Here is a 21,609-nt window from a genome sequence, read left to right as displayed (position 1 = left end):
GTCCAGGACAGGCAGCCCCCTCACGCGTATCCGCCCACCGCTCAGGCGCCGAGCAGCTTCCTCACCCGGTCCGCCCCGACCGCCAGCAGCAGCGTGGGCAGCCGCGGCCCGGTCTCCCGGCTCACCAGCAGCCGGTACAGCAGCGCGAAGAACGACCGCTGGGCGATCTTCAGCTCGGGCGTGGGCTTGGCGTCCGGCTCCAGGCCCGCCATCACCTTCGGCACGCCGTAGACGAGCGTCGTCAGCCCGTCCAGCGACCAGTGGCTGTCCAGCCCTTCGAGCAGCCGCCGCAGCGACTCGCGGCCCTCCTCGTCGAGGGAGCCCAGCAGCTCCCCGTCCGGCTCGGCGCGCACGATCGTGCGCGCCTCGGCCGGCACCTGGCTCGTGATCCAGTTCTCCGCGCGGTCGAGGCGCGGGCGCGCCTCCGCCAGCGTGGACAGCGGGTGCTCCGGGTCCAGCTCGCTCAGGATCCGCAGGGTCTGCTCCTCGGCGCCGGCCGTGATGTCCACGACCGAGGCGAGGGTCCGGTACGGCAGCGGGCGCGGCGTGCGCGGCAGCTCACCGGCGGCCGTGGTCGTCGCCCGGGTGTACGCGGCGGCGTCGGCCGGCAGGACGGAGCCGTCGGCGACCTTGCGCTCCAGGGCGTCCCACTCGTCGTACAGCCGCTGGATCTCCTGGTCGAAGGCGATCTTGAAGGACTGGTTGGGCCGGCGGCGCGCGTAGAGCCAGCGCAGCAGCGGCGCCTCCATGATCTTCAGCGCGTCGGCCGGGGTGGGGACGCCGCCCTTGCTGGACGACATCTTCGCCATCCCGGAGATGCCCACGAAGGCGTACATCGGGCCGATCGGCTGCACGCCGTCGAAGATCTCGCGCACGATCTGCCCGCCGACGACGAACGAGGAGCCGGGCGAGGAGTGGTCGACACCGGACGGCTCGAAGATCACGCCCTCGTAGGCCCAGCGCATCGGCCAGTCGACCTTCCAGACCAGCTTGCCGCGGTTGAACTCGCTGAGCGCGACCGTCTCGGAGAAGCCGCACTCGGCGCAGGTGTACGTCAGCTCCGTCGTCGCGTCGTCGTACGCGGTGACGGTCGTCAGGTCCTTGCCGCAGCCGCCGCAGTAGGGCTTGTACGGGAAGTACCCGGCCGAGCCGCCGCCACCGTCGTCCTCGGCGGCGGCGCCGGAGCCCTCGGCGGCCTCCAGCTCGGCCTCCTCGGCCTTCTTCTGCCCCTGCTTCTGGCCCTGCTTCTGGCCCTGCTTCTGCTCGGCCTTCGGCTTGTCCTTGGTCCGGTACCGGTCGAGGATCCCGTCGATGTCCGCGCGGTGCCTCATCGCGTGCAGGATCTGCTCGCGGTACGCCCCGGAGGTGTACTGCTCGGTCTGGCTGATCCCGTCGTACGCGACGCCCAGCTCGGCCAGCGACTCGGTCATCGCGGCCTTGAAGTGCTCGGCCCAGTTCGGGTACGCCGACCCGGCCGGGGCGGGCACCGAGGTCAGGGGCCTGCCGATGTGCTCGGCCCAGGAGGCGTCCGTACCGGGGACGCCCGCCGGGACCTTGCGGTAGCGGTCGTAGTCGTCCCAGGAGATCAGGTGCCTGACCTCGTACCCGCGCCGGCGGATCTCGTCCGCGACGAGGTGCGGGGTCATGACCTCGCGGAGGTTCCCCAGGTGGATCGGGCCCGAGGGGGAGAGGCCGGACGCGACGACCACGACCGGTTTCGTGCCCGGCGCACGTCGCTCCGCCTCGGCGATGACATCATCCGCGAAACGGGAGACCCAGTCGGTCTCGGTGCTCTGAGCCACGATCGGCACGTCCTTCTTCTTTCCTCATACGCTCGAACGATCTCGTACGCCCGGCGAACCCGGCGCCGGCCACAAACCTGGCGTCCGCCATTCTCCCAGGTACCACCGACAGAGCGAAAATGGCTTGTTGCCCCATGGGATACTGGGAGGACTTTCTTACGGAAAGCACACACTCCAGAGCACCTCTCCCCCGACAGGAACGGCACCCAGCCCATGGCCCCGGTCACTTCCCTCGCCTCGACCGTCGATCAGCGCATCGCGGACGCTCTCACGGCTGCCCTGCCGGAGGCCGGTTCCGCGGACCCGCTGCTGCGCCGGAGCGACCGGGCCGACTACCAGGCCAACGGCATCCTGGCGCTCGCGAAGAAGCTCAAGGGCAACCCCAGAGAGCTGGCGAACCAGGTCGTCTCGGCGCTCACGGCGCCCGGCCTGATCGAGGAGATCGAGGTCTCGGGCCCCGGCTTCCTCAACATCACCGTCGCGGACCGGGCGATCATCGAGACCCTGGCGGCCCGCGCGGCGGACGACCGGCTCGGCGTCCCGTACGGGGAGCGGACCGGCACGACGGTGATCGACTACGCGCAGCCGAACGTGGCGAAGGAGATGCACGTCGGGCATCTGCGCTCGGCGGTGATCGGCGCGGCGATGGTCGAGATCCTGGAGTTCACGGGCGAGCGGGTGGTGCGGCGCCACCACATCGGTGACTGGGGCACCCAGTTCGGCATGCTCATCCAGTACCTGATCGAGCACCCGCACGAGCTGGACCACGACGCGACCGCCACCGCCGACGCCGGCGAGGTGGACGGCGAGGCGGCGATGTCCAACCTGAACCGCCTCTACAAGGCGTCGCGGGCGCTCTTCGACTCCGACGAGGAGTTCAAGGCGCGCTCCCGGGACCGGGTGGTGGACCTCCAGGCCGGGGACAAGGAGACGCTGGCCCTCTGGCAGCGCTTCGTCGACGAGTCGAAGATCTACTTCTACTCGGTCTTCGACCAGCTCGACATGGAGATCCGGGACCCCGACATCGTCGGCGAGTCCGGCTACAACGACATGCTGGAGGAGACCTGCCGGCTCCTGGAGGAGTCCGGGGTCGCGGTCCGCTCCGAGGGCGCGCTGTGCGTCTTCTTCGACGACGTGAAGGGCCCGGACGGCAACCAGGTCCCCCTGATCGTCAAGAAGACCAACGGCGGCTACGGCTACGCGGCCACCGACCTCTCCGCGATCCGCGACCGGGTGGGGAACCTGGGCGCGTCGACACTGCTGTACGTGGTGGACGCCCGCCAGTCGCTGCACTTCAAGATGGTCTTCGAGACGGCCCGCCGGGCCGGCTGGCTGAACGACGAGGTCAAGGCCGTCCAGCTCGCCTTCGGCACCGTCCTGGGCAAGGACGGCAAGCCGTTCAAGACCCGTGAGGGCGAGACGGTCCGGCTGGTGGACCTGCTGGGCGAGGCGGTCGACCGGGCGACGGCGGTCGTCCGGGAGAAGTCCGAGAAGATCGGGCTCTCCGAGGACGAGATCGTCACGAACGGCAAGCAGGTCGGCATCGGCGCGGTGAAGTACGCCGACCTGTCGACGTCGGCCGCCCGGGACTACAAGTTCGACCTGGACCAGATGGTCTCGCTCAACGGCGACACGTCCGTCTACATCCAGTACGCGCACGCCCGCATCCGCTCCATCCTCCGCAAGGCGGGCGACATCCCCCCCGCCGCCCACCCGGAGCTGTCCCTGGCCCCCGCGGAGCGCGCGCTCGGCCTGCACGTGGACCAGTTCGGCGAGGTCCTGGCGGAGGTGGCGTCGTCGTACGAGCCGCACAAGCTGGCCGCGTACCTGTACCAGCTCTCGTCGCTCTTCACGACGTTCTACGACCAGTGCCACGTCCTGAGCGACGACAACCCCCGCGACCTGGTGGAGAACCGCCTCTTCCTCTGCGCGATCACGGCCCGCACCCTCCAGCAGGGCCTGGCGCTCCTGGGCATCAAGGCCCCTGAGCGCCTGTAGCGCCCCTTCTTCGCTACCGTGCGCGACCACTGGTCGGTAGCGACCCCTCCCACTCCCCGACCACTCTCCGGTATTTTTCGATCACCGATGGTGACTCCGGTGTGGATGTCTCCACTGGGTGAAGGAGGAGCTCATGGCCGGTTCTCACGGCGGCAAACCGGATACGGCGGAAAGCGACGGTCACAAGCCCGACAGGCCCATCCCTCCGCCTGACCCGAAGCGCCCGGAGACGCCGAAACGGTGAGCGGAGAAGGCTCTGCGGCCGTCCTCGCCGACCGGTTGGTCCGGGCCGGGTACCTCACGTCCACGTGGCGTGACGCCTTCGCCCGGGTCGACCGTGCGCGGTTCCTCCCCGACCGCGTCTGGGTCCGTATCCGTGGCGAGGACGGCTACCACCCGGTCGACCGCGCCGCCGAGCCCGCCCGTTGGCACGCCCTCGCCTACGACGACCAGGCCCTCGTCACCCAGGTCGAGGACGGACCCGGCGAGGCGGACGGCGACGGGACGGCGCGCGTGCCGTGCAGTTCGGCGAGCATGCCGCGCGTCGTCGCGCTCATGCTCGACGCGCTCGATGTCGCGGACGGCATGAAGGTCCTGGAGATCGGCACGGGCACCGGCTACAACGCGGCTCTTCTCTGCGACCGGCTCGGCGACCGCCGGGTGGTCTCCGTGGAGGTGGACCCCCGTATCGCGGACGCGGCGCGGGCGAACCTGAAGAGCGCCGGACACACGCCGACCGTCGTCACCGGCGACGGCACCCTGGGCAGCCCACCGCACGCGCCGTACGACCGTACGATCGCCACTTGCGCCCTTCACCGGGTGCCGTACGCCCTGGTCGAGCAGACCGCTCCCGGCGGAGTGATCGTGCTGCCGTGGGGGACGGGCCTCTACAACGGTGTGCTCCTGCGCCTGACCCGGGGCCAGGACGCCATCGCGAGCGGCCCGGTCATCGGTGACTCCGCCTTCATGTGGAACAGGGGCGAGACACCCCACCGCGACGTGATGGCCACGGTAGGGGCGGGGCCCCGGCCGTCCGCGCCCACGACCACCGGCCTCGACCCGCGCCCCCGGCCCGGCGCCCCAGTACCGCGGGGGAACGCCCCCCCCCCCCCCCCCCCCCCCCCCGGCGGCCGGCGGCCCCCCCCCCCGCGCCGCCCGCCCCGCGGCGGTTCACCGCCGGCCTCCTCGTCCCCCACTGCCGGTACGGCGTCGGCCACGGCACCGGAGGCGACTTCACGCTCTGGCTGGCCGACCACTCCACCGGCTCCTGGGCGAGCGTCGACCACGTCCCCGGGGCGGACATCCATCCCCTCCAGCAGCACGGGCCCCGCGCTCTGTGGAGCGAGGTGGAGGCCGCGTACACCTGGTGGCAGCGGGCCGGATCACCGGTCCGTACGCGGTACGGCCTCACCGTCACCCCCGGCGGGCAGCGACTCTGGCTCGACACCCCCGACCACACCGTCCCCACGCGCCACCCCTGACCCTGCGGAGCCCGCCCCGCCCCGCCACCGCGCCCTCAGCCCGCCGCCGTCGCTCCGGCCTCCTCCGCCGGGAGCCAGGCGACGATCTCGTCCCCCTCGGCGGTCTCCGTCGGCCGGAACCCCAGCGACGCGTAGAGGTCGCGGGCCGCCGTGTTGTCCGGGTGGTACGACAGCCGCAGCGCCCGGCAGTCCTCGCGGGCCGCCAGCCAGGCCATCAGGGTCCGCGCCACCGCGCGCCCCACACCCTTGCCCTGTTCCGGGCCGTCGATCAGCATGCCCCCGATCCAGTACGAGCCGTCGTCCTCGTCACGGCCCCACATGACATGGCCCACGACCGTGGTGTCCGCGCATACCGCGAGGGAGTTCCATACGCCTTCGCGCGCCGACAGCAGCAGATAGCGGGCCGCCAGGGCGGGCACGTAGTCACGCTGATCGTCCAGAGGCGCCGTGTCCGCGACCGCGCGCCAGTTCCCGTCGTCCACGTCCCGCAGGACGACGCGGCGCCCCGACCGGTCCGAGAATCCGAAATCCATCATCGACGCAGGCTAGGGAGGGAAGGGCCGGCGGGCGACCGGTTTTACCGCGACCCGCGCGGCTCCGCCGGGTCCGTCCGGTCGGCGGGATTCGTGGGCTCCGCGGGGCTCACGGCAGGGACTCTTCCGCGCCGCAGGCGGGCCGTCTCCTCGCGCAGCCGGGGCAGCGCCTCGTACAGGGCGTCGCCGGGACAGGTCGTGTCGTACTCGTCGCGGTGGCCCGAGATCACGCTCAACTCCACCGGCGTACCCTCCGGATACCGGCTGCCGTCGCTGCTGGAGACCAGCCGCGTCCGCCCCTTGGGGTCGGCGCCGGGCCCCAGTTTCCAGGCCGCCACCGCCGCCATGGCCCGGAGCATGCGCGGCGGGACGGGCTCGCCCTTCTCGAAGTGGCCGAGGGCCGCGATACCGACGCTGCGCTCGTTGAAGCCCTTCGTGTGCGCCCCCTTCACCGCCCGGTCGACGCCGCCCGCGCGCCCCTCGTAGATCGTCCCGCAGCGGTCCACGACGAAGTTGTAGCCGAGGTCGTCCCACCCCATGCCGTTGATGTGGTGCCGCTCCATCGACAGCAGCATGGCGGGCACGGCCTTCTCGCAGTCGTAGTTGTTCGAGTGCAGTGTGTGGTGGACAAACACAGCCTGTACGGGCCCGGTGTACAGCGGTTTCTCCCGTACGGCCGTCTCGTCCGCCCGCCACACCCGCCGCTCCACCACGGGCGGCCTCGGCGCCCCGGCGGGCCGGGCCCGTGCCTCGCCTCGGGGCGGAGCCGGCCGGTCACCTGCGGGGGCGTCGCACGTCACGAGGAAGAGCCCCGGCAGGCAGAGCGCCGCCATCACCTTGAACCGGTCGAACCCACGCTGCCCCATGGCCCCACCCTGCGCCCACCGGCGCCGCGTGGGGCTGCTGGGTACGCCGGCCGGGTGACCGGAACCCGGGACCGGGCCGGAATCACCCGCCGGACACCGGCCGGCCGTGGTCCCTGACCGACTTCTCGACGGTCCGCGCACACGCGGTGAACATCTCGATCTGGTCGGGGGTCAGATCCCGTACGGAGATCTGCTCCAGCGTGCGCCACATGTCGGCGATGGGCTCCCGCAGCGCGCGCCCCGCATCGGTCAGGTGGACCACCATGACCCGCCGGTCGTGCGGAGCGGGCTCCCGGGTGAGCAGACCGGCCTCCTGCATACGGCGCAGCGACTTGGAGACGGTGGAGTGGTCGAGGCCGGCCCGCTCCAGAAGTTCCGCCTGCGTCCGGCCGTCGCGGTCGAAGAGCTGCATCAGCAGCAGTTCCTGCCCCGGGTGCAGGTTCAAGGCGCGCAGCATCGCGGCGGCGTGGCCGCGATGGGCACGGGCGAGCTGGAAGATGGCATAGCTCAAGCGCCCGTCACGCGCCGCGTCCGGCAGCTCCGATGAGGTGGTGTCGGGCATGGCTGCTCCCTGGTCACAAGTGTGGGTGATCGGTCAGTTGACGGTGAGGACGATTTTGCCGCGGTTGTGGCCGGCGTCGCCGGCCCGCTGCGCCGCGGCCGCCTCCGCCAGCGGGTAGGTGGCGCTGATCGTCGTCACCAGTGTGCCGTCGGCGGCCTGCCGGGCCAGCTCGGCCAGCCGGGACGCGGAGCGGCGCTGCGGACCCTCCGCGAAGACGACGCCGAGTTCACCGGCGCGGAAGTCCGCGGTGGTGACGATACGGCCGGTGCCGCCGCGCAGGGTGATGGAGTCCTCCAGCGCGCCCTTGCCCGCCGCGTCGAAGACGGCGTCCACCCCGCCGGGGGCGAGCGCGCGGACCCGCTCGACCAGACCGGGCCCGTAGACCAGCGCGGTCGCGCCGAGCGAGGTGACGTACTCCTGGTTGGCCGGTCCGGCGGTGCCGATGACCCGGGCGCCGCGTGCGACGGCGAGCTGCACGGCGATGGTGCCGAGCGCACCCGACGCCCCGTGGATCAGCAGCGTCTCGCCCGAGGCGACACCGAGCAGGTCCAGCACGCGTTCGGCACCGTCGCTCGCCACGGGCAGGGCGGCGGCGTTCACCCACTCCAGACCGGCCGGCTTGGGCGCGAGGACGGCGGCGGGCGCCAGGGCGTACTGGGCGTAGGAACCGGTGTCGGACCAGCCCAGGACCTCGTCCCCGACCTTCAGGTGGTCGACGTCCTCACCGACGGCGTCGACCACACCGGCGATCTCCCCGCCGGGCACGGCGGGCAGCGTGGTGGGGAAGATCGCCTCCATGCCGCCGGAGCGGATCTTGCCGTCCACCGGGTTGACGCCGACGGCCCGGACCCGCACACGGACCTGGCCGGGGCCGGGCCGGGGGACGTCGATCTCGGCCTCGCGCAGGACCTCGGTGCCGCCGAACTCGTTGAAAACAATGGCCTTCATGACAGTGGTCTCCTCAGGTGGATGCCCCGCCGACCTTTTCTGTGGCCAGCCACATAAAAGTAGCACCGATTATGTGGCTGGCCAAGTAATCACCTGGAGGGGATCCGGAAGTCCTCCTTCCGCCGCACGGCGAACTCGCACCACACGACCTTTCCGGGGCTCCGGTCACTCACCCCCCACCGGTCCGCGAAGGCCGCCACGAGCAACAGCCCGCGCCCGCCCTCCCCATCCCCGGCATCCACGACCTCGGGCACACCGGGCCCGCTGTCGTGCACCTCGACGCGGAGCACATCACCGTCACACCGCAGGAAGAGCCGGAACCCCCGACCGGGCGGAACGCCGTGCAGCAGGGCGTTGGTTGAAAGTTCGCTCACGCAGAGCAATACGTCCTCGTGGCGGAACCCCTCGATCAAGGCCCAGTCGACCAGGGCCTCGTGGGCGAACTTCCTGGCAGCGGGGACGGACCGGCGGTCACGGCGGAAGAACCGCTCCCTCATCACACATTGGCGAGTTGTCGCATTCACGGACCGACGGTCGCAGAGTGTGACTAGGCTGCGACAGTACGTGGTGCGGTACGGACTGCCCGTACCTGCCCGTGAGGATCACGTACCGAGCAGTGTGGGGAGTTGAACGGCATGAATCCCAGGGGCCGCCCGAAGAAGAACGCGTCCGCGATGAAGATGCTGGGCGCCCAGGTGGCGGTGTTCCGCCGGGCTGCGGGGCACACCCAGAAGTCACTCGCCGAACTCGTCAATCTTGATGAAGAGACTATCCGATCAGTTGAAGGCGGGAGGCGACCGCTTAAAGAGGATCTTGCCGCCCGCCTGGATGAACTGCTCGACACCAAGGGCGCGTTGTCGGCGGGGCTCACCAACCTGCCGGAGATCGATCTGTTCCCGCTGTGGGCGGAGCAGTACGTGGACCATGAGCAAGAGGCAATCGCCCTCTCCTCGTACGAGAACCAGGTACTACCCGGCCTGCTCCAGACCGAGCCGTACGCACGGGCGATCTTCGGCAGCCGCGTCCCCACGTTCGACGACGATGAGATCGAGACCAAGACAGTCGCCCGTATGCACCGCCAGGGGCTCCTGAACCAGAAGGCCCCGCCGACCATAAGCTTTGTCATCTGGGAGCCGGTCCTCCGGCAGCCTCTCGGGGGGCAACGGGTCTTCGCCGACCAACTCGGCCATCTGCGCGCCTGCGCCGAACTGCCCGGTATCTCGGTCCAGTTCCTACCGATGAAACGCACGAGCCATGCCGGACTCAGTGGACCCTTCGTCCTGCTGGAGACCCCCGACCACCAGCACCTCGCCTACCAGGAAACTCAACGTGGCAGCCAGTGGGTGGCCGACGCCGACGAGGTGTCCATCATGTCGCGCAAATATGCGATGCTGCGAGCACAGGCCCTCACACCCGAAGACTCCCTGGACCTGCTGGACCGTATCCGAGGAGAGCAATGAACACCGCACTTGAGTGGTTCAAGTCCAGCTACAGCACCGAACAGGGCGGCGACTGCCTCGAAGTCGCCTACGACTGGCGGAAGTCGAGCTACAGCGGCGATGAGGGCGGCAACTGCCTCGAAGTCGCCCACGAACGGTCTGAGCACTCCCCCGGTGGAGACACGTCCGCCATCCGCGTCCGCGACTCCAAGAACCCCACCGGCCCGGTCCTCACCCTCGCCCCCGCCGCCTGGGCCGCGTTCACCTCGTACGCGGCCGACTGAGCGCATCGGCCTGATCCGGTGAACACGGCCCAGCTCCCCTCTCGTTACTCGCTCGGCTTCGCCGCGCAGGCGAGGTCTCCCGAAGGGCGCTCGCCGGTCGTCAGGAACGTCGTCACCGCGTCGTTGGCGCACGTGTTGGGGCCGAACGGGTAGACCCCGTGCCCGCCCTGGTCCGCCGTCACCATCGTGGCCCGCTTGCCGAACGCCCGCCGCAGCTCCTGGGCTCCGGCCAGCGGCGTTGCCGGGTCGCGTTCGTTCTGCGCCAGGAGGACGTTCGACGGACCCCGGTCACCGATGCGTACCGGCGGCTCGACACGCTCGGACGGCCAGAACGCGCACGGGTTCATGCTGGCCGTGGAGCCGCCCAGCATGGGGTAGCGCACCCGGTCGATCGCGACGTTCCTCTGGTACTCCCCGACCGTTCCCGGCCAGCGGGAGTCACCGCAGACCACGTAGAAGCGGCCGGACATGAGGCCGTTCGGGTCCGTTGCCGGCGGGCCGAGCGGCGGCAGCGGCTTGTCCGTGTCGACGGACCGCCATATCTCGGCCAGCAGGGGCATGGTCGCGTCGCTGTACAGGAACTGGAACGTGGCCCCGCGGAACGCCGTGCCGTCGATGCCCTGGACCGGCTTCTTCTCCAACCGGTCGGCGAGCTCGAAGAACTTCGCGGTCACCTGTTCCGGTGTGGTGCCCAGGCCGTACTCGGGACGTGCCGCCGCGAACGCCGCGAAGTCCGGGAACCGGTCCTCCAGTCCACGGGCGAGCCTCCGCATGGCGGTGGCGTCGTAACCGCCGGAACCCAGGTTGCTGTCGAGTACGATCCGGTCGCCGCGCCCCGGGAACATCGTCGCGTACACCGCGCCGAGGTAACTGCCGTACGAGTGGCCGAGGTACGAGGCCTTCGACTCGCCCAGCGCCGCCCGGATCCGGTCCATGTCGCGCGCGGTGTTCGCGGTGGTGGTGTGCGGCAGCATCCACGCCGTACGCGAGGTGGCGCACTGTTCGGCGACGGTACGGGCGTGGCCCACCTCCCGTACGACATCGGCCGCGGTGTGCGCGTACGGCGCGAAGTTGCCGCGCTCCTGCTGCTCCTGCGTCAGATCGCAGGTCACCGGCTCGCTGCGGCCGATGCCACGCGGGTCGAAGCCGATCACGTCGTAGGAGTCCAGCACCTCCTGCGGCAGCTTCGCGCCGGCGAGGACGGCCGGGAAGTCGAGCCCCGTGCCGCCGGGGCCGCCCGGGTTGGTCAGCAGTACGCCGCGCCGCTTCGCGGGGTTCTCGCTCGCCAGCCGGGAGATCGCGATCTCGATCTGCCGGCCGTCCGGATCCCGGTAGTCCAGCGGGACGTCGAGCGTCGAGCATTGCAGGCGGGGCGCGGCGACGTCCTCCGGGCAGGGGCCCCACCGGACGGTGTCCGGGGTCGCCGCCATCGACACTCCCGGTATCGCGGTCGCCGCCACCGTGAGGGCGGCGAGGGCGAGGGACAGGGTTCTGTTCATCTGGTGTCCTCCTGAGGGGCGCACGAGGGCGCCGGAACGGGCGTGCGGGGTACGGAAGCGGTGCACCGCCCCGGTGCACCGCGCGGTCCCGGCGGGTCTGTGCCCGGCCGCCGGACACCCTGGTGACAGGTGCGACGGTGCTCCGCCCGGTGTCCGGTCCGCCGCGGCACGTGGAGGAGTCTGTCGGCGCGGCGCGCCCGGCACATCGGCCCAGCGGATCGGACCGGCCCCGACCGCGGTCGGGGTGAGAACGCGACTTTGGTCAGGGCTCGGCAGCCCTTGGTCCGATCCGCCGGCCGCCCGGTGTGGCGATACTGGCCCGGTGAACATCGACGACGCGCCACGGCTCGGGTGGTGGCAGCAGACCTGGCGGCTGGCCGCGGCGGCGGCGGTGGGCGGGCCGGCCTGGCTCTCCACCGGTGTGCTGCTGCACCGGCAGGGGGACGGGCCGGGCCCCTGGTTCCTCACCGGTGATCCGCTGGTGGCCCTCGGCTGTTCGACGCTGCTGCTGTGGCGGCGGCGGTTCCCGCTCGCCGTCGCCCTGGCGGTCACGCTGGCCTCGTCGGTGTCGGTGCTCTCCACCGGTGTCGCGCTCCTGGCGCTGTGTTCGCTCGCCACCCGTCGCCGCCCGGTGGAGATCGGGATCGTGGGGCTGGCGTACGTGGTGGCGTCGCAGTTCTCCGTCCTGCTCTACCCGGTCGAGAGCCCGCCCGGTTCGTGGTGGGCCCTGCTCGGGCTCCCGGCGCTGACCGCGGGCATCGCGGCGGCCGCCGGCATCGCCGTCGGCGCGCGCCGGGTCGAGGTGCGTTCCCTGCGGGAGCGGGCGGAGAGCGCGGAGCGGGAGCAGACCGCGCGGGCGGCACAGGCGCGGGCCCGGGAACGGAACCGGATCGCCCGGGAGATGCACGACGTGCTCGCGCACCGGATCTCCCTGGTCGCCATGCAGGCCGGGGTGCTGGACCACCGCGGCGACGGCCTCACCGCCGAGGAGAACCGCGTGCTGGTGCGCGGCATCGCCGACGGATCCCAGCACGCCCTGGAGGAGCTGCGGGACGTCCTCGGGGTGCTCAGGGCCGACCCGGACCGCCCGGAGCCACCGCAGCCCTCCCTCGACCGGATCCCCGAACTCGCGGCCGAGGCCCGTGCGTCGGGCCTGGATGTCACGCTCACCACCGCCGTACCGGGGGAGCCGTCCGACGTCGTGGGGCGGACCTGCTACCGGATCGTCCAGGAAGGGCTGACCAACGCCGCGAAACACGCCCCGGGCGCACCCGTGCACATCACTCTCGAAGGAACGGCGGGCGGCGGACTGGAGGTCCGGGTCCGCAACTCCCCGGCCGCCACGGCCTCGGCAGGCGCCGGGCACGCGAGGCCACCGGCATCGGGGTTCGGGCTGCTCGGTCTCGCCGAACGGGTCGGCCTCGCCGGCGGGCTGCTCGCCCATCACCCCACGTCCGACAACGGATACCTGCTCAGCGCGGAACTGCCCTGGCCGGGTCCCACCCACGAGAGGGGAGCCTGAAGTGGACGGCGAGCGGAAAGCGGTGCGGGTCGTCATCGCCGACGACGATCAGCTCGTCCGTATGGCGCTGCGGCTCGTCATCGACGGCGAACGGGACATGACCGTCGTCGCGGAGGCGGCGGACGGGGACGCCGCGATCACCGTGGCGGACGAACAGCGGCCGGACGTCGTGCTGATGGACGTACGGATGCCCGGCCGTGACGGTCTCAGCGCGACCCGGGAGATCCTCACCCGGCCGGCACCGCCCCGGGTGCTCATGCTGACCACCTTCGACTCCGACGATCTGGTGCTCGGCGCGCTGGAGGCCGGCGCCCTCGGGTTCGTCCTCAAGGACACCCCGCCGCGGCGGATCCTCGACGCGGTGCGGAGCGTCGCGGACGGCAACCCCGTGCTGTCCCCGACAGCCACGGCCCGGGTGATCGCCGCGGCCACCGGCCCACGGTCGCCGCACGCGCGCGGCTCGTCCCGCGAGGCCGCCCGGCAGAAGCTGTCCGGACTGACCGATCGGGAGTACGAGACCGCGCGGGCCATCGCGGACGGGCTGGGCAACCCCGAGATCGCCCGGAAGCTGCGGATCAGCGTCGCCACCGTCAAGTCGCACACCGGCAACCTGTTCACCAAGCTGGACGTCGAGAACCGGGTGCAGATCGCCCTCCTGGTCCGCGACGCGGAGGAATGACCCCACGGACACCGACTCCCCGCCGCCCGGCGGCGCTTCCCCGTACCCGGTGTCCCCGATGCCCCTGGTTCCCCCGGTGTCCCCGATCGCTCCACGGACTCCGACTCCCCACCACCCGAGCACCCTTCACCACCCGAGCACCCTTCACCGCCCGACGACCTTTCCCGCACCCGCCAACCTTTCCGCTCCCGGCGGCGACATCCGACTGACGACGGCACCACCCCACGCACCACCCCCTCCCGTCAGGAGTCCCGGATGTCCCCCACCACCCCCCGCTCCCACCCCTTCTCCACCGACCGCAGGCGGTTCCTCCTCGGTACCGGCGCCGCGCTCGGGGCCGGGGCCGCCACCGCCCTCGGGCTGCCCGGCACCGCGTCGGCGAGGAGCGCCGCCACCGGCACCCTCTACATCGCCAGTGACTCCACCGCGCAGACGTACACCTCCGGCTACTACCCGCAGGCCGGATGGGGCCAGACGCTGCCCGCGTTCTTCTCGTCCAACATCACCGTCGCCAACCGGGCCATCGGCGGGCGCAGTTCGCGATCGTTCATCGAGCAGGGGCGGCTCGCCGCGATCCATCAGGTGATCAAGGCGGGCGACTACCTCTTCGTGCAGTTCGGCCACAACGACGCGACCGTCGGCAACGCCGAGCGCTACACCTCGCCCGCCGACTACAAGGAATACCTGCGCAACGACTACATCCGGGCCACCCGTGCCCGGGGCGCGACCCCCGTCGTGGTGACGCCGGTGTCGCGGCGCTCGTACAACGCGTCCACCGGGCAGTTCAACGTCTCGTTCCCCCAGTACGTGAACGCCGCCAGGGCCGTCGCCGCCGAGGAGGGGGCGCCGCTGGTCGATCTGTCGGAGCTGAGCCGCGTCTATCTGAACGGTGTCGGGATCGAGGCGTCCAAGAAGATCTTCCTGTGGCTGAACCCGGGGCAGTACCCGAACTTCCCCAACGGGGTCTCCGACGACACCCACTTCCAGCAGAACGGCGCCACCCAGATGTCCCGTCTGGTCGCCCAGGCGGTGGCGCGCCTCGGGCTGCCGCTGTCCGGGGAGGTGAAGCCCACCACAGCCTGAGCCGCGCGCCCGCGCGCCCGCGCGCCGTGCTTCGATGGCGTGATGGATCACACTCCCGTACGACTGCCCGTCCTGCACTGGGGCCGGCAGGACGCGGCCCGGCGCGTCCTGCTGCTCCACGGACTGACCTCGGCGGCGGCCTGCTGGTGGTACGTGGCGGATGAACTGGCCCGCGCGGGCTGGTCGGTCACCGCGCCCGACCTGCGGGGCCATGGGCTCGCGCCACGGACCCGGCGTTACGACATCGGCGGGTTCGTGGCCGACGTGCTCCCGCTGCGGCCGCCCGCGGGACCGGCCGGGCCCGCCGCCTGGGATCTGGTCGTCGGGCACTCGCTGGGCGGACTCGTCGCCACCGCCACCGCGAGCGCCGCGCCCGACTGGGCGGACCGGCTGCTGCTCCTCGACCCCGTACTCACCGTGCCCGAGCAGGCGGTCGACGGGTTCGTCCGGTCGCTCTGCGACGAGGTCCGGAACACCGACCCCGAGGCGATGCTCAGGGAGAACCCGGACTGGCACCCCGAGGACGCGTTCCTGAAGGCGCAGGCCGCGCGCCGGTCGAGTCCGTACGTGGTCGAGACGGTGCTGCGGAGCAACGCCCCCTGGTCGTACGAGCAGGCGCTGACCGAGTACCCGCGCCCCGTCACCGTGCTCGCCGCCGATCCGGACCGGGGGGCCGTCTTCGGCGCCGGGCAGGGGCGCCGTATCGCGGAGGCCCGCACCGGTTTCCGCTGGTCGGTGGTGGAGGGCGCGGGGCACGCCGTGTACCGGGACAACCCGGACGCGGTGGTCGCGGCGGCCCTGGAATCCCCCTGATCCCCGCTTCCCGCCGGATCCGATGATTTCGGGCCGTGTCGGAGGTCTGTCTTCCCATCACCCCCTGGAGAAGGTGGACGGTATGAACGACAACACCCTGAGCGATGTTCTTGATGCCCACGTCAACAGCGGATCCGTCCCCGGGGTCGTGGGCCTCGTGGCGCGCGGTGACGGGCGCGAGCCGGAGGTGGCGGCGGTCGGTTCCGTCGACACGGCAGGGGGCGCGCCGATGGCCCGCGATTCGATCTTCCGGATCGCCTCGGTCACCAAGCCCGTCGTCGCCGCCGCGCTCATGATGCTGATCGAGGAGGGGCGGATCGGGCTGCACGAGCCGGTCGCGGCATGGCTGCCGGAGCTGGCCGCGCCGTCCGTCGTCCGTACGCCGGGCAGCCCGGTGGACGACGTGGTCCCGGCGACGGCGCCGATCACCGTCTTCGACCTGCTCACCTTCCGCGCCGGGTACGGCTTCCCCTCGGATTTCTCGCTCCCGGCCGCCAAGGCGCTCTTCGAGGAGCTGACGCAGGGGACGCCGGAGCCGCTGCACACGATGGAGCCCGACGCGTGGATGGCGAAGCTGTCGCGGATCCCGCTGCTGCACCAGCCGGGCGAGGTGTGGCTCTACAACACCTGCTCCGACATCCAGGGGGTGCTGATCGCCAGGGTCGCGGACCGCCCGCTGCCGGAGTTCCTGGCGGAGCGCGTCTTCGAACCGCTCGCCATGGTGGACACGGGATTCTCCGTGCCGGCCGGGAAGCTCGAACGCTTCACCAGCTACTACAAGCGGGACGGGGACAGCGGTCCCGGCAGGGGCCTCGATCTGGTCGACACCCCGGACGGGCAGTGGAGCAGCCCGCCCCGGTTCCCGTCCGGCGCGGGCGGGCTGGTGTCGACCGCCGACGACCTGCACGCCTTCGCGCGGATGCTGCTCGCCTGGGGCCGCGCGGGCGACCGTACGCTGCTGACGCCCGAGTCGGTCGCGCTGATGACCACCGACCACCTCACCCCCGCGCAGCGCGAGGCGAGCGGGCTGTTCACGGAGGGCCAGGGGTGGGGCTTCGGCGGTTCGGTGGACGTGGTGGAGTCCGCGCCCTGGAACGTACGGGGCCGGTACGGCTGGGTCGGCGGTACGGGAACGGCCGCGCACCTCACCCCGTCCACGGGCGCGGTGACGATCCTGCTCAGCCAGGTCGCCATGACCGGCCCGACCCCGCCCGCCCTGATGCGGGACTTCTGGCGGTACGGGGCGGGCGCGGGCGGCGCCGTGCGGTGACCGGCGCCGCCCGCGTGCTCCGGACACCCGTCGGGCGGTGGGGTGCCTCGGGGTCAGGACAGGATGGGGACGAGTCCGGCGGCGAAGACCACGTAGAACAGTCCCGCGACCGCGAGGCGCGCCGGGGTGAGTTTGTGGGCGCGCATGGTCAGCAGGAGGTAGACGATCGCGGCCATCGTGATGATCCCGGACCAGAGGAGGGCGCCGTCGAACTGCCAGCGGGTGAAGAACAGGCCGATGCCGCTGGGCACGGTGGCCTGGATCATCATGGCTCCGGAGATGTTGGCGAGCGCGAGCCTGGTCTTGCCCTGCCGTACCCAGATCACGGCGTTCATGATCTCCGGGAGTTCGGTGGCGATGGGTGACAGCAGCAGGGCGGTGACCGTCGCGGACAGGCCCAGCATCGGGCCGATGACATCGAGCTGCTTCACGAAGAAGTGCGCGGCGAAGAAGATCACCACGAGGGTGGCCAGGGTCTGGAGGACCACGGCCCAGGTCGCCGGGGAGGCAGCCTTGGGCTGGAGCTTCAGCGGCTCCAGCTCCTCGTCCTCGTCGCCGCTGTCGTCGGCGCGGCTGCTGCGGATCTCCCGGAAGAAGTAGACCGCGTAGGCGGCGAAGAACAGCACGCCCAGGGCGGGCTTGAACGCGAAGGCGACCAGCCCGAGGGCGACCTTCACGATGAAGATCGGGAGGAACCACTTCTGGTCCCTGGCCAGGCGCTTCATGTCCTTCGCGTCGCCCAGGGCCTCGCCGCCCGGTGCGGACGGCGCACCGGCGCCCGAGCCCCCGCCGGCGCCGGCCAGGACGGCGGCGCGCTCCTTGCGGCGCTTGAGGAGGAGCATCGTTCCGGTGACGCCGTAGGCGACGGTGGCCAGGGCGAGCGGGCCGCCCATGGCGGCTCCGACACCGATGTCCTTGGCCTCCTCGGTGGCTCCGGTGGTCACCGCGACCAGGGTGACCACGGACTCCGGCAGCGCGGTGCCGAAGGCGGCCAGGATGGTGCCGACCGCCATCTTCCCGACGTTCAGGCGCTCGCCCAGCCACTCGACCGCGTTGACGAACCACTCGCAGGAGAGATAGATCGCCACCGCACATACGATGAGCAGTACAAAATGGATCACGGGGTACCGTCCGGCTTTCCCGCACCGGCGGGGCTCCGAGACGACCAGCGCGAGGGGCGGCGGCAGCTTCGACCCCGCCGACGCGCATTCATGTCGTCGACAAATGGGCCGAAGGTCTCGCCCACCCGCATCCTCACCGGACGCGGGCCCGGCCACCGGGAACCCGAGGGCTCCAGTGTGTCGACGACCGGTATCGCGGGGCTACTCCCCTTCGCAGCCGCCCACTATAGGCGGTCACCGCCCGATGAGCACCACCGTCACGGGCGGACCGCCGAGCCCCGGATTGCCGCCCCCTGGACCGCCGGTCCCCGGACCGTCGGCCTCCGGACCGCCGCCGAGTCGCGGACCGCCGCCGAGCCCCGTATCTCCGGATACTCCACCTCGTCGGGCAGCCGGTAGCCGAACTCCTCCAGCCGCGCCGCGACATCGGCCGGGGTGCGGCCCGTCAGGCTCGCGCAGCGCAGGACGTTCTCCAGGAGGACGTCGTCCAGGAGCGAGCGGTCGGGGTCGAGCGTCGCCAGCAGCCGGATGTCCGCCTCGTCGGCGGTCTCCGGCAGCCGTGCGTGCTCGGGCAGCCGGTGGCCCAGCTCGGCCAGCCGTCCTGCCACGTCCGCCGGGGTCCGGCCGGTGGCCAGAGCGGCGCGCAGAACGTGCCGCGGCTGCACGCCGACCCTGCGGTGCACGGCCAGCCAGGGGGCCCGGCCGTCGAGGCGTTCACTGAGGAGGACGGGGTCGTCCGCCTCCGGGGCGTCCGGTACGCAGGCCGGGACGGCGTGGCCCAGCTCCGTCAGCCGGGCGACGATGTGCGCCGGGGCGCGGCCCAGTTCCCGGGCGACGTCGAGGACATGGCCGACGGCCGCGCGCCCGTCGCCGATGATCCGCTCGTCCTCCGGCTCCGGGGTGTACGGCAGCCGGAAGCCCAGCTCGACCAGGCGCAGGGCTGCGGCGTGCGGGCCGCAGCCGAGGACGTCGGCCGCCTGGTTCACCTGGTACGGCAGCACCTGCGCGCCCCGCTCCAGCCACTGCCCGCCGCCCCCGGCGTCCGTACGGATCAGCAGGAGGTCCCGGGGGTCGGGGGTCCCGGGCAGCGGCGGCAGGTCCTCGCCCGCGATCCGGTAGCCGAAGGAGCGCAGCGTGCGCTCGACATCGGCGGGGCTCCGGCCCACCCGCACAGCCGCGTCGAGCAGGTGGCGCAGCGTCACGGGGGTGTCGACGCCGATCCAGACGAGGTGGTTGTCGGTGCTGCCGCCCGCGTTGGCCAGCAGGGCGTCGTCGCGGTCGACCGTCTCCGGCAGCGGGCCCCCGGGGCGCTCGATGTCGGCGAACCCCAGCGCGGTCAGCCGCTCCACCACGGCGTCCGCGCTCCACCCCATCCCCGCCGCCGCGTACAGGACATGCCCGTACGGCACTCTCGTGCCGGTGGTCCGCCAGGGTGGCCGGCCGCCCAGCCGGAGGCTGGTGATCCGGTTGTCGTCCGGATCCTCGAACTCGGGGGTGTGCCTCATCGGGGCGCCTTTCGCAGGGGGGCGGGGACGGGAACGCCTGTGGTGCTCATTCGGCCACCGCGACATAGCGGCCGTGCGCGTCGCCGAATTCGAGAAGGTCCTCGTCCTCGTCGTTCCGCCCGCGCAGATGCACCCGGACCCCGGCCGGCTCCAGCGTCGTCCACAGCCGCAGCATCATGTCCCTGCTGAGGAAGTGGTGCGAGAGGTCGAGCAGTTCGAGATGGGTGAGCGGCTGCCCGTGCAGCAGCGCCCGCGCGCCCGCGTCGGAGAGGGTGCCCATCGACAGGCTCAGCGAGGTCAACCGCTCCACGACGGCAGCCGAGGCCAACGCGGCGGCGATCTCGTCCTGGACCGGGCTGTTCTGGATCCCCAGATGGCGCAGGTTCGGCTTGCCCGTCCCCGCGAAGAGCGGGGCGAGGTCCTCGACCGTCGCACCGCCCCCGTACTCGTCGTCGCCGAGCCACAGCTCCAGGCGCTCCAACGCGGGCAGTTCGGCGGCGGCGATGTGCGCCGCCGCCTCCGGGGGCAGACCGCCCGACTCGACGCGCAGCACCCGCAGTTCCTCATGGCCCGTCACGGGGAAGTCCAGGCCGTCCCCGCCGCGTACGGCCAGCTCCCGCAGCCCGGGGAACGCCGCCAGGAGCGGCGCGAGATCGCTCTGGCCTATCGTGGAGATCATCGACTCGTCGCCCTCGACATCGCCGAGGAAGACCGCCTCCAGCGAGGTGAGCCGGTGGCTCTGCTCGATCAGACAGCGCTCCCCGCCACCGCCCTCGGAGTCGTACCAGGGAGAGCCGAGGACGATCGCCCGCACCTTCTCCAGCTCGACCGCCGCCACGAAGCGCTCCCAGCACGCTTCGTACCCCTCGTCGGACTCGTACGGCCCGCACTGGAAGCGCCAGGCGACGGCCGCCGGGTCCGGCAGCTCCGCCGCGTGGGCGAACGGCGGGACGGTGAACGCGGGGAGCCCGTGGAACTCACGGACGTGCTGCACATGCGACAAGAGGAGGCTCCCGGGCTCGGTGCGGGGCTGACCTGACACCTGACGTTCTATCAGCGGCCACTGACAACCGGCCCCGCCCCTGCCGAACCGGCAGGTCAGAGCATGCGCGCGGCCTCCGTCGCCCAGTACGTCAGGATCATGGACGCGCCCGCGCGCCTGATCCCCGTCAGGGTCTCCAGGATCGCCGCGTCCCGGTCGATCCAGCCCTTCTCCGCCGCCGCCTCGACCATCGCGTACTCGCCGGAGATCTGGTACGCGGCGACCGGCACGTCCGTCTCGTCGGCGATCCGCGCGAGGATGTCCAGGTAGGGCAGGGCCGGCTTGACCATCACCATGTCGGCGCCCTCCTCCAGGTCGAGCGCCAGCTCGCGCAGGGACTCGCGGACGTTGGCCGGGTCCTGCTGGTACGTCTTGCGGTCGCCCTTCAGCGACGAGCCGACGGCCTCGCGGAACGGGCCGTAGAAGGCCGACGAGTACTTCGCCGTGTACGCGAGGATCGCCACGTCCTCCTTGCCGATCGTGTCGAGCGCGTCACGGACCACCCCGATCTGGCCGTCCATCATGCCGCTGGGGCCCACCACGTCGACGCCCGCGTCGGCCTGGACCTGCGCCATCTCCGCGTACCGCTCCAGCGTCGCGTCGTTGTCGACCCGGCCCGCACCGTCCAGCACCCCGCAGTGGCCGTGGTCCGTGAACTCGTCCAGGCACAGGTCGGACATGACGAGCAGGTCGTCGCCCACCTCGGCCTTCACGGCGCGGATCCCGGCCTGGAGGATCCCGTCGGGGTCCGTGCCCGCCGACCCCGTCGCGTCCTTCTTCGCCTCGTCCGGAACACCGAAGAGCATGATCCCGGAGACCCCCGCCGAGGCCGCGTCCACCGCCGCCTTCCGCAGGGTGTCCAGCGTGTGCTGGACCACGCCGGGCATCGAGGAGATCGGCACGGGCTCGCCGATCCCCTCGCGGACGAACGCGGGGAGGATCAGGTCCGCCGGGTGGACCCGGGTCTCCGCGACCATCCGGCGCATCACCGGGTTGACGCGCAGCCGGCGGGGCCGCGACGCGGGGAAGGATCCGTACACAGTCATCGTCAGTCGCCTCTCGCCCCTCTTGGATGTCCTTACGGGCGCGTCGTGCGCGTGCGGGGCCACCTTCGACGATAGCCCCGGGCGCCCCGTGGCCTTACCGACACCGGGACCGGAAA

Annotated in this window: 20 protein-coding genes and 1 pseudogene; 10 read left to right on the top strand and 11 right to left on the bottom strand. The window is 71.9% G+C overall.

Features of this window, described 5'->3' with window-relative positions; translation table 11 throughout:
- Positions 1–41: 41 nt before the first annotated feature.
- Entirely contained in the window at positions 42–1,811 is a 1,770-nt protein-coding gene (gene lysS / locus ACFXPK_RS22845; protein ID WP_385078102.1) for a lysine--tRNA ligase, read from the bottom strand.
- Positions 1,812–2,015: 204 nt separating this feature from the next.
- On the opposite strand from lysS, the gene argS reads away from it, so the two are divergent.
- From argS to ACFXPK_RS22830, 3 genes and pseudogenes are all read left to right on the top strand, one after another.
- Complete coding sequence (gene argS / locus ACFXPK_RS22840; RefSeq protein WP_384993871.1) at positions 2,016–3,800, top strand: arginine--tRNA ligase; 1,785 nt, start codon at positions 2,016–2,018, stop codon at positions 3,798–3,800.
- Between the two features lie 513 nt (positions 3,801–4,313).
- Positions 4,314–4,670: pseudogene (locus ACFXPK_RS22835) on the top strand (methyltransferase domain-containing protein); the annotation flags it as partial.
- A gap of 476 nt (positions 4,671–5,146) precedes the next feature.
- Positions 5,147–5,281 (top strand): hypothetical protein, encoded by a 135-nt coding sequence (locus ACFXPK_RS22830; protein ID WP_385078099.1) that lies wholly within the window; start codon positions 5,147–5,149, stop codon positions 5,279–5,281.
- Positions 5,282–5,316: 35 nt separating this feature from the next.
- Here the strand turns inward: ACFXPK_RS22830 and ACFXPK_RS22825 are convergent, their stop codons facing one another.
- The 5 genes from ACFXPK_RS22825 to ACFXPK_RS22805 form a co-directional block, all read right to left on the bottom strand.
- A complete protein-coding gene (locus ACFXPK_RS22825) occupies positions 5,317–5,817 on the bottom strand; it encodes a GNAT family N-acetyltransferase (RefSeq protein ID WP_385078096.1) in 501 nt (166 codons plus the stop codon).
- Between the two features lie 41 nt (positions 5,818–5,858).
- Positions 5,859–6,680, bottom strand: coding sequence for a peptidoglycan recognition protein (locus tag ACFXPK_RS22820; RefSeq protein WP_384993864.1), 822 nt, complete (start codon positions 6,678–6,680; stop codon positions 5,859–5,861).
- Positions 6,681–6,762: 82 nt separating this feature from the next.
- Positions 6,763–7,242 (bottom strand): MarR family winged helix-turn-helix transcriptional regulator, encoded by a 480-nt coding sequence (locus ACFXPK_RS22815; RefSeq protein ID WP_385078093.1) that lies wholly within the window; start codon positions 7,240–7,242, stop codon positions 6,763–6,765.
- A gap of 33 nt (positions 7,243–7,275) precedes the next feature.
- On the bottom strand, positions 7,276–8,190 hold the full coding sequence (locus tag ACFXPK_RS22810; protein WP_385078090.1) for an NADP-dependent oxidoreductase: 915 nt from the start codon (positions 8,188–8,190) through the stop codon (positions 7,276–7,278).
- A gap of 89 nt (positions 8,191–8,279) precedes the next feature.
- Positions 8,280–8,714 (bottom strand): ATP-binding protein, encoded by a 435-nt coding sequence (locus tag ACFXPK_RS22805; RefSeq protein WP_385078088.1) that lies wholly within the window; start codon positions 8,712–8,714, stop codon positions 8,280–8,282.
- Positions 8,715–8,825: 111 nt separating this feature from the next.
- On the opposite strand from ACFXPK_RS22805, the gene ACFXPK_RS22800 reads away from it, so the two are divergent.
- Together ACFXPK_RS22800 and ACFXPK_RS22795 are read left to right on the top strand one after the other, a co-directional pair.
- Positions 8,826–9,650 (top strand): Scr1 family TA system antitoxin-like transcriptional regulator, encoded by an 825-nt coding sequence (locus ACFXPK_RS22800; protein ID WP_385078108.1) that lies wholly within the window; start codon positions 8,826–8,828, stop codon positions 9,648–9,650.
- Positions 9,647–9,913: a DUF397 domain-containing protein gene (locus ACFXPK_RS22795; protein ID WP_385078086.1), complete on the top strand. Its 267-nt coding sequence runs from the start codon at positions 9,647–9,649 to the stop codon at positions 9,911–9,913. Before ACFXPK_RS22800 ends, ACFXPK_RS22795 begins: the two co-directional genes overlap by 4 nt.
- Positions 9,914–9,957: 44 nt before the next feature.
- Here the strand turns inward: ACFXPK_RS22795 and ACFXPK_RS22790 are convergent, their stop codons facing one another.
- On the bottom strand, positions 9,958–11,412 hold the full coding sequence (locus ACFXPK_RS22790) for an alpha/beta hydrolase (RefSeq protein ID WP_385078083.1): 1,455 nt from the start codon (positions 11,410–11,412) through the stop codon (positions 9,958–9,960).
- A 322-nt stretch (positions 11,413–11,734) separates the two neighbouring features.
- Between ACFXPK_RS22790 and ACFXPK_RS22785 the strand changes: the two genes are divergently transcribed.
- The 5 genes from ACFXPK_RS22785 to ACFXPK_RS22765 all read left to right on the top strand — a co-directional run bounded on the left by ACFXPK_RS22785 (position 11,735) and on the right by ACFXPK_RS22765 (position 16,779).
- Positions 11,735–12,934 carry a sensor histidine kinase gene (locus tag ACFXPK_RS22785; protein ID WP_385078080.1) on the top strand — a complete coding sequence of 400 codons (1,200 nt, stop codon included), beginning with the start codon at positions 11,735–11,737 and terminating at the stop codon, positions 12,932–12,934.
- Between the two features lies 1 nt (position 12,935).
- Entirely contained in the window at positions 12,936–13,613 is a 678-nt protein-coding gene (locus ACFXPK_RS22780; protein WP_385078077.1) for a response regulator, read from the top strand.
- Positions 13,614–13,868: 255 nt separating this feature from the next.
- On the top strand, positions 13,869–14,696 hold the full coding sequence (locus ACFXPK_RS22775; protein ID WP_384993839.1) for a rhamnogalacturonan acetylesterase: 828 nt from the start codon (positions 13,869–13,871) through the stop codon (positions 14,694–14,696).
- 42 nt (positions 14,697–14,738) lie between these two features.
- Complete coding sequence (locus ACFXPK_RS22770) at positions 14,739–15,509, top strand: alpha/beta fold hydrolase (protein WP_384993836.1); 771 nt, start codon at positions 14,739–14,741, stop codon at positions 15,507–15,509.
- A gap of 82 nt (positions 15,510–15,591) precedes the next feature.
- Positions 15,592–16,779: a serine hydrolase domain-containing protein gene (locus ACFXPK_RS22765; protein WP_384993833.1), complete on the top strand. Its 1,188-nt coding sequence runs from the start codon at positions 15,592–15,594 to the stop codon at positions 16,777–16,779.
- A 53-nt stretch (positions 16,780–16,832) separates the two neighbouring features.
- Here ACFXPK_RS22765 and ACFXPK_RS22760 read toward each other — a convergent pair whose 3' ends face one another.
- The 4 genes from ACFXPK_RS22760 to hemB form a co-directional block, all read right to left on the bottom strand.
- Positions 16,833–17,900 carry a sodium:calcium antiporter gene (locus ACFXPK_RS22760; RefSeq protein WP_384993831.1) on the bottom strand — a complete coding sequence of 356 codons (1,068 nt, stop codon included), beginning with the start codon at positions 17,898–17,900 and terminating at the stop codon, positions 16,833–16,835.
- Positions 17,901–18,157: 257 nt separating this feature from the next.
- On the bottom strand, positions 18,158–19,405 hold the full coding sequence (locus tag ACFXPK_RS22755; protein ID WP_384993828.1) for a hypothetical protein: 1,248 nt from the start codon (positions 19,403–19,405) through the stop codon (positions 18,158–18,160).
- A 46-nt stretch (positions 19,406–19,451) separates the two neighbouring features.
- Positions 19,452–20,399 (bottom strand): STM4015 family protein, encoded by a 948-nt coding sequence (locus tag ACFXPK_RS22750; RefSeq protein WP_385078106.1) that lies wholly within the window; start codon positions 20,397–20,399, stop codon positions 19,452–19,454.
- A 104-nt stretch (positions 20,400–20,503) separates the two neighbouring features.
- On the bottom strand, positions 20,504–21,493 hold the full coding sequence (hemB, locus tag ACFXPK_RS22745; protein WP_385078071.1) for a porphobilinogen synthase: 990 nt from the start codon (positions 21,491–21,493) through the stop codon (positions 20,504–20,506).
- Positions 21,494–21,609: the final 116 nt, after the last annotated feature.

This window comes from Streptomyces sp. NPDC059142 (genome assembly GCF_042755665.1).
GTDB lineage: Bacteria > Actinomycetota > Actinomycetes > Streptomycetales > Streptomycetaceae > Streptomyces.
This window is presented reverse-complemented; position numbering and strand designations above follow the sequence as displayed.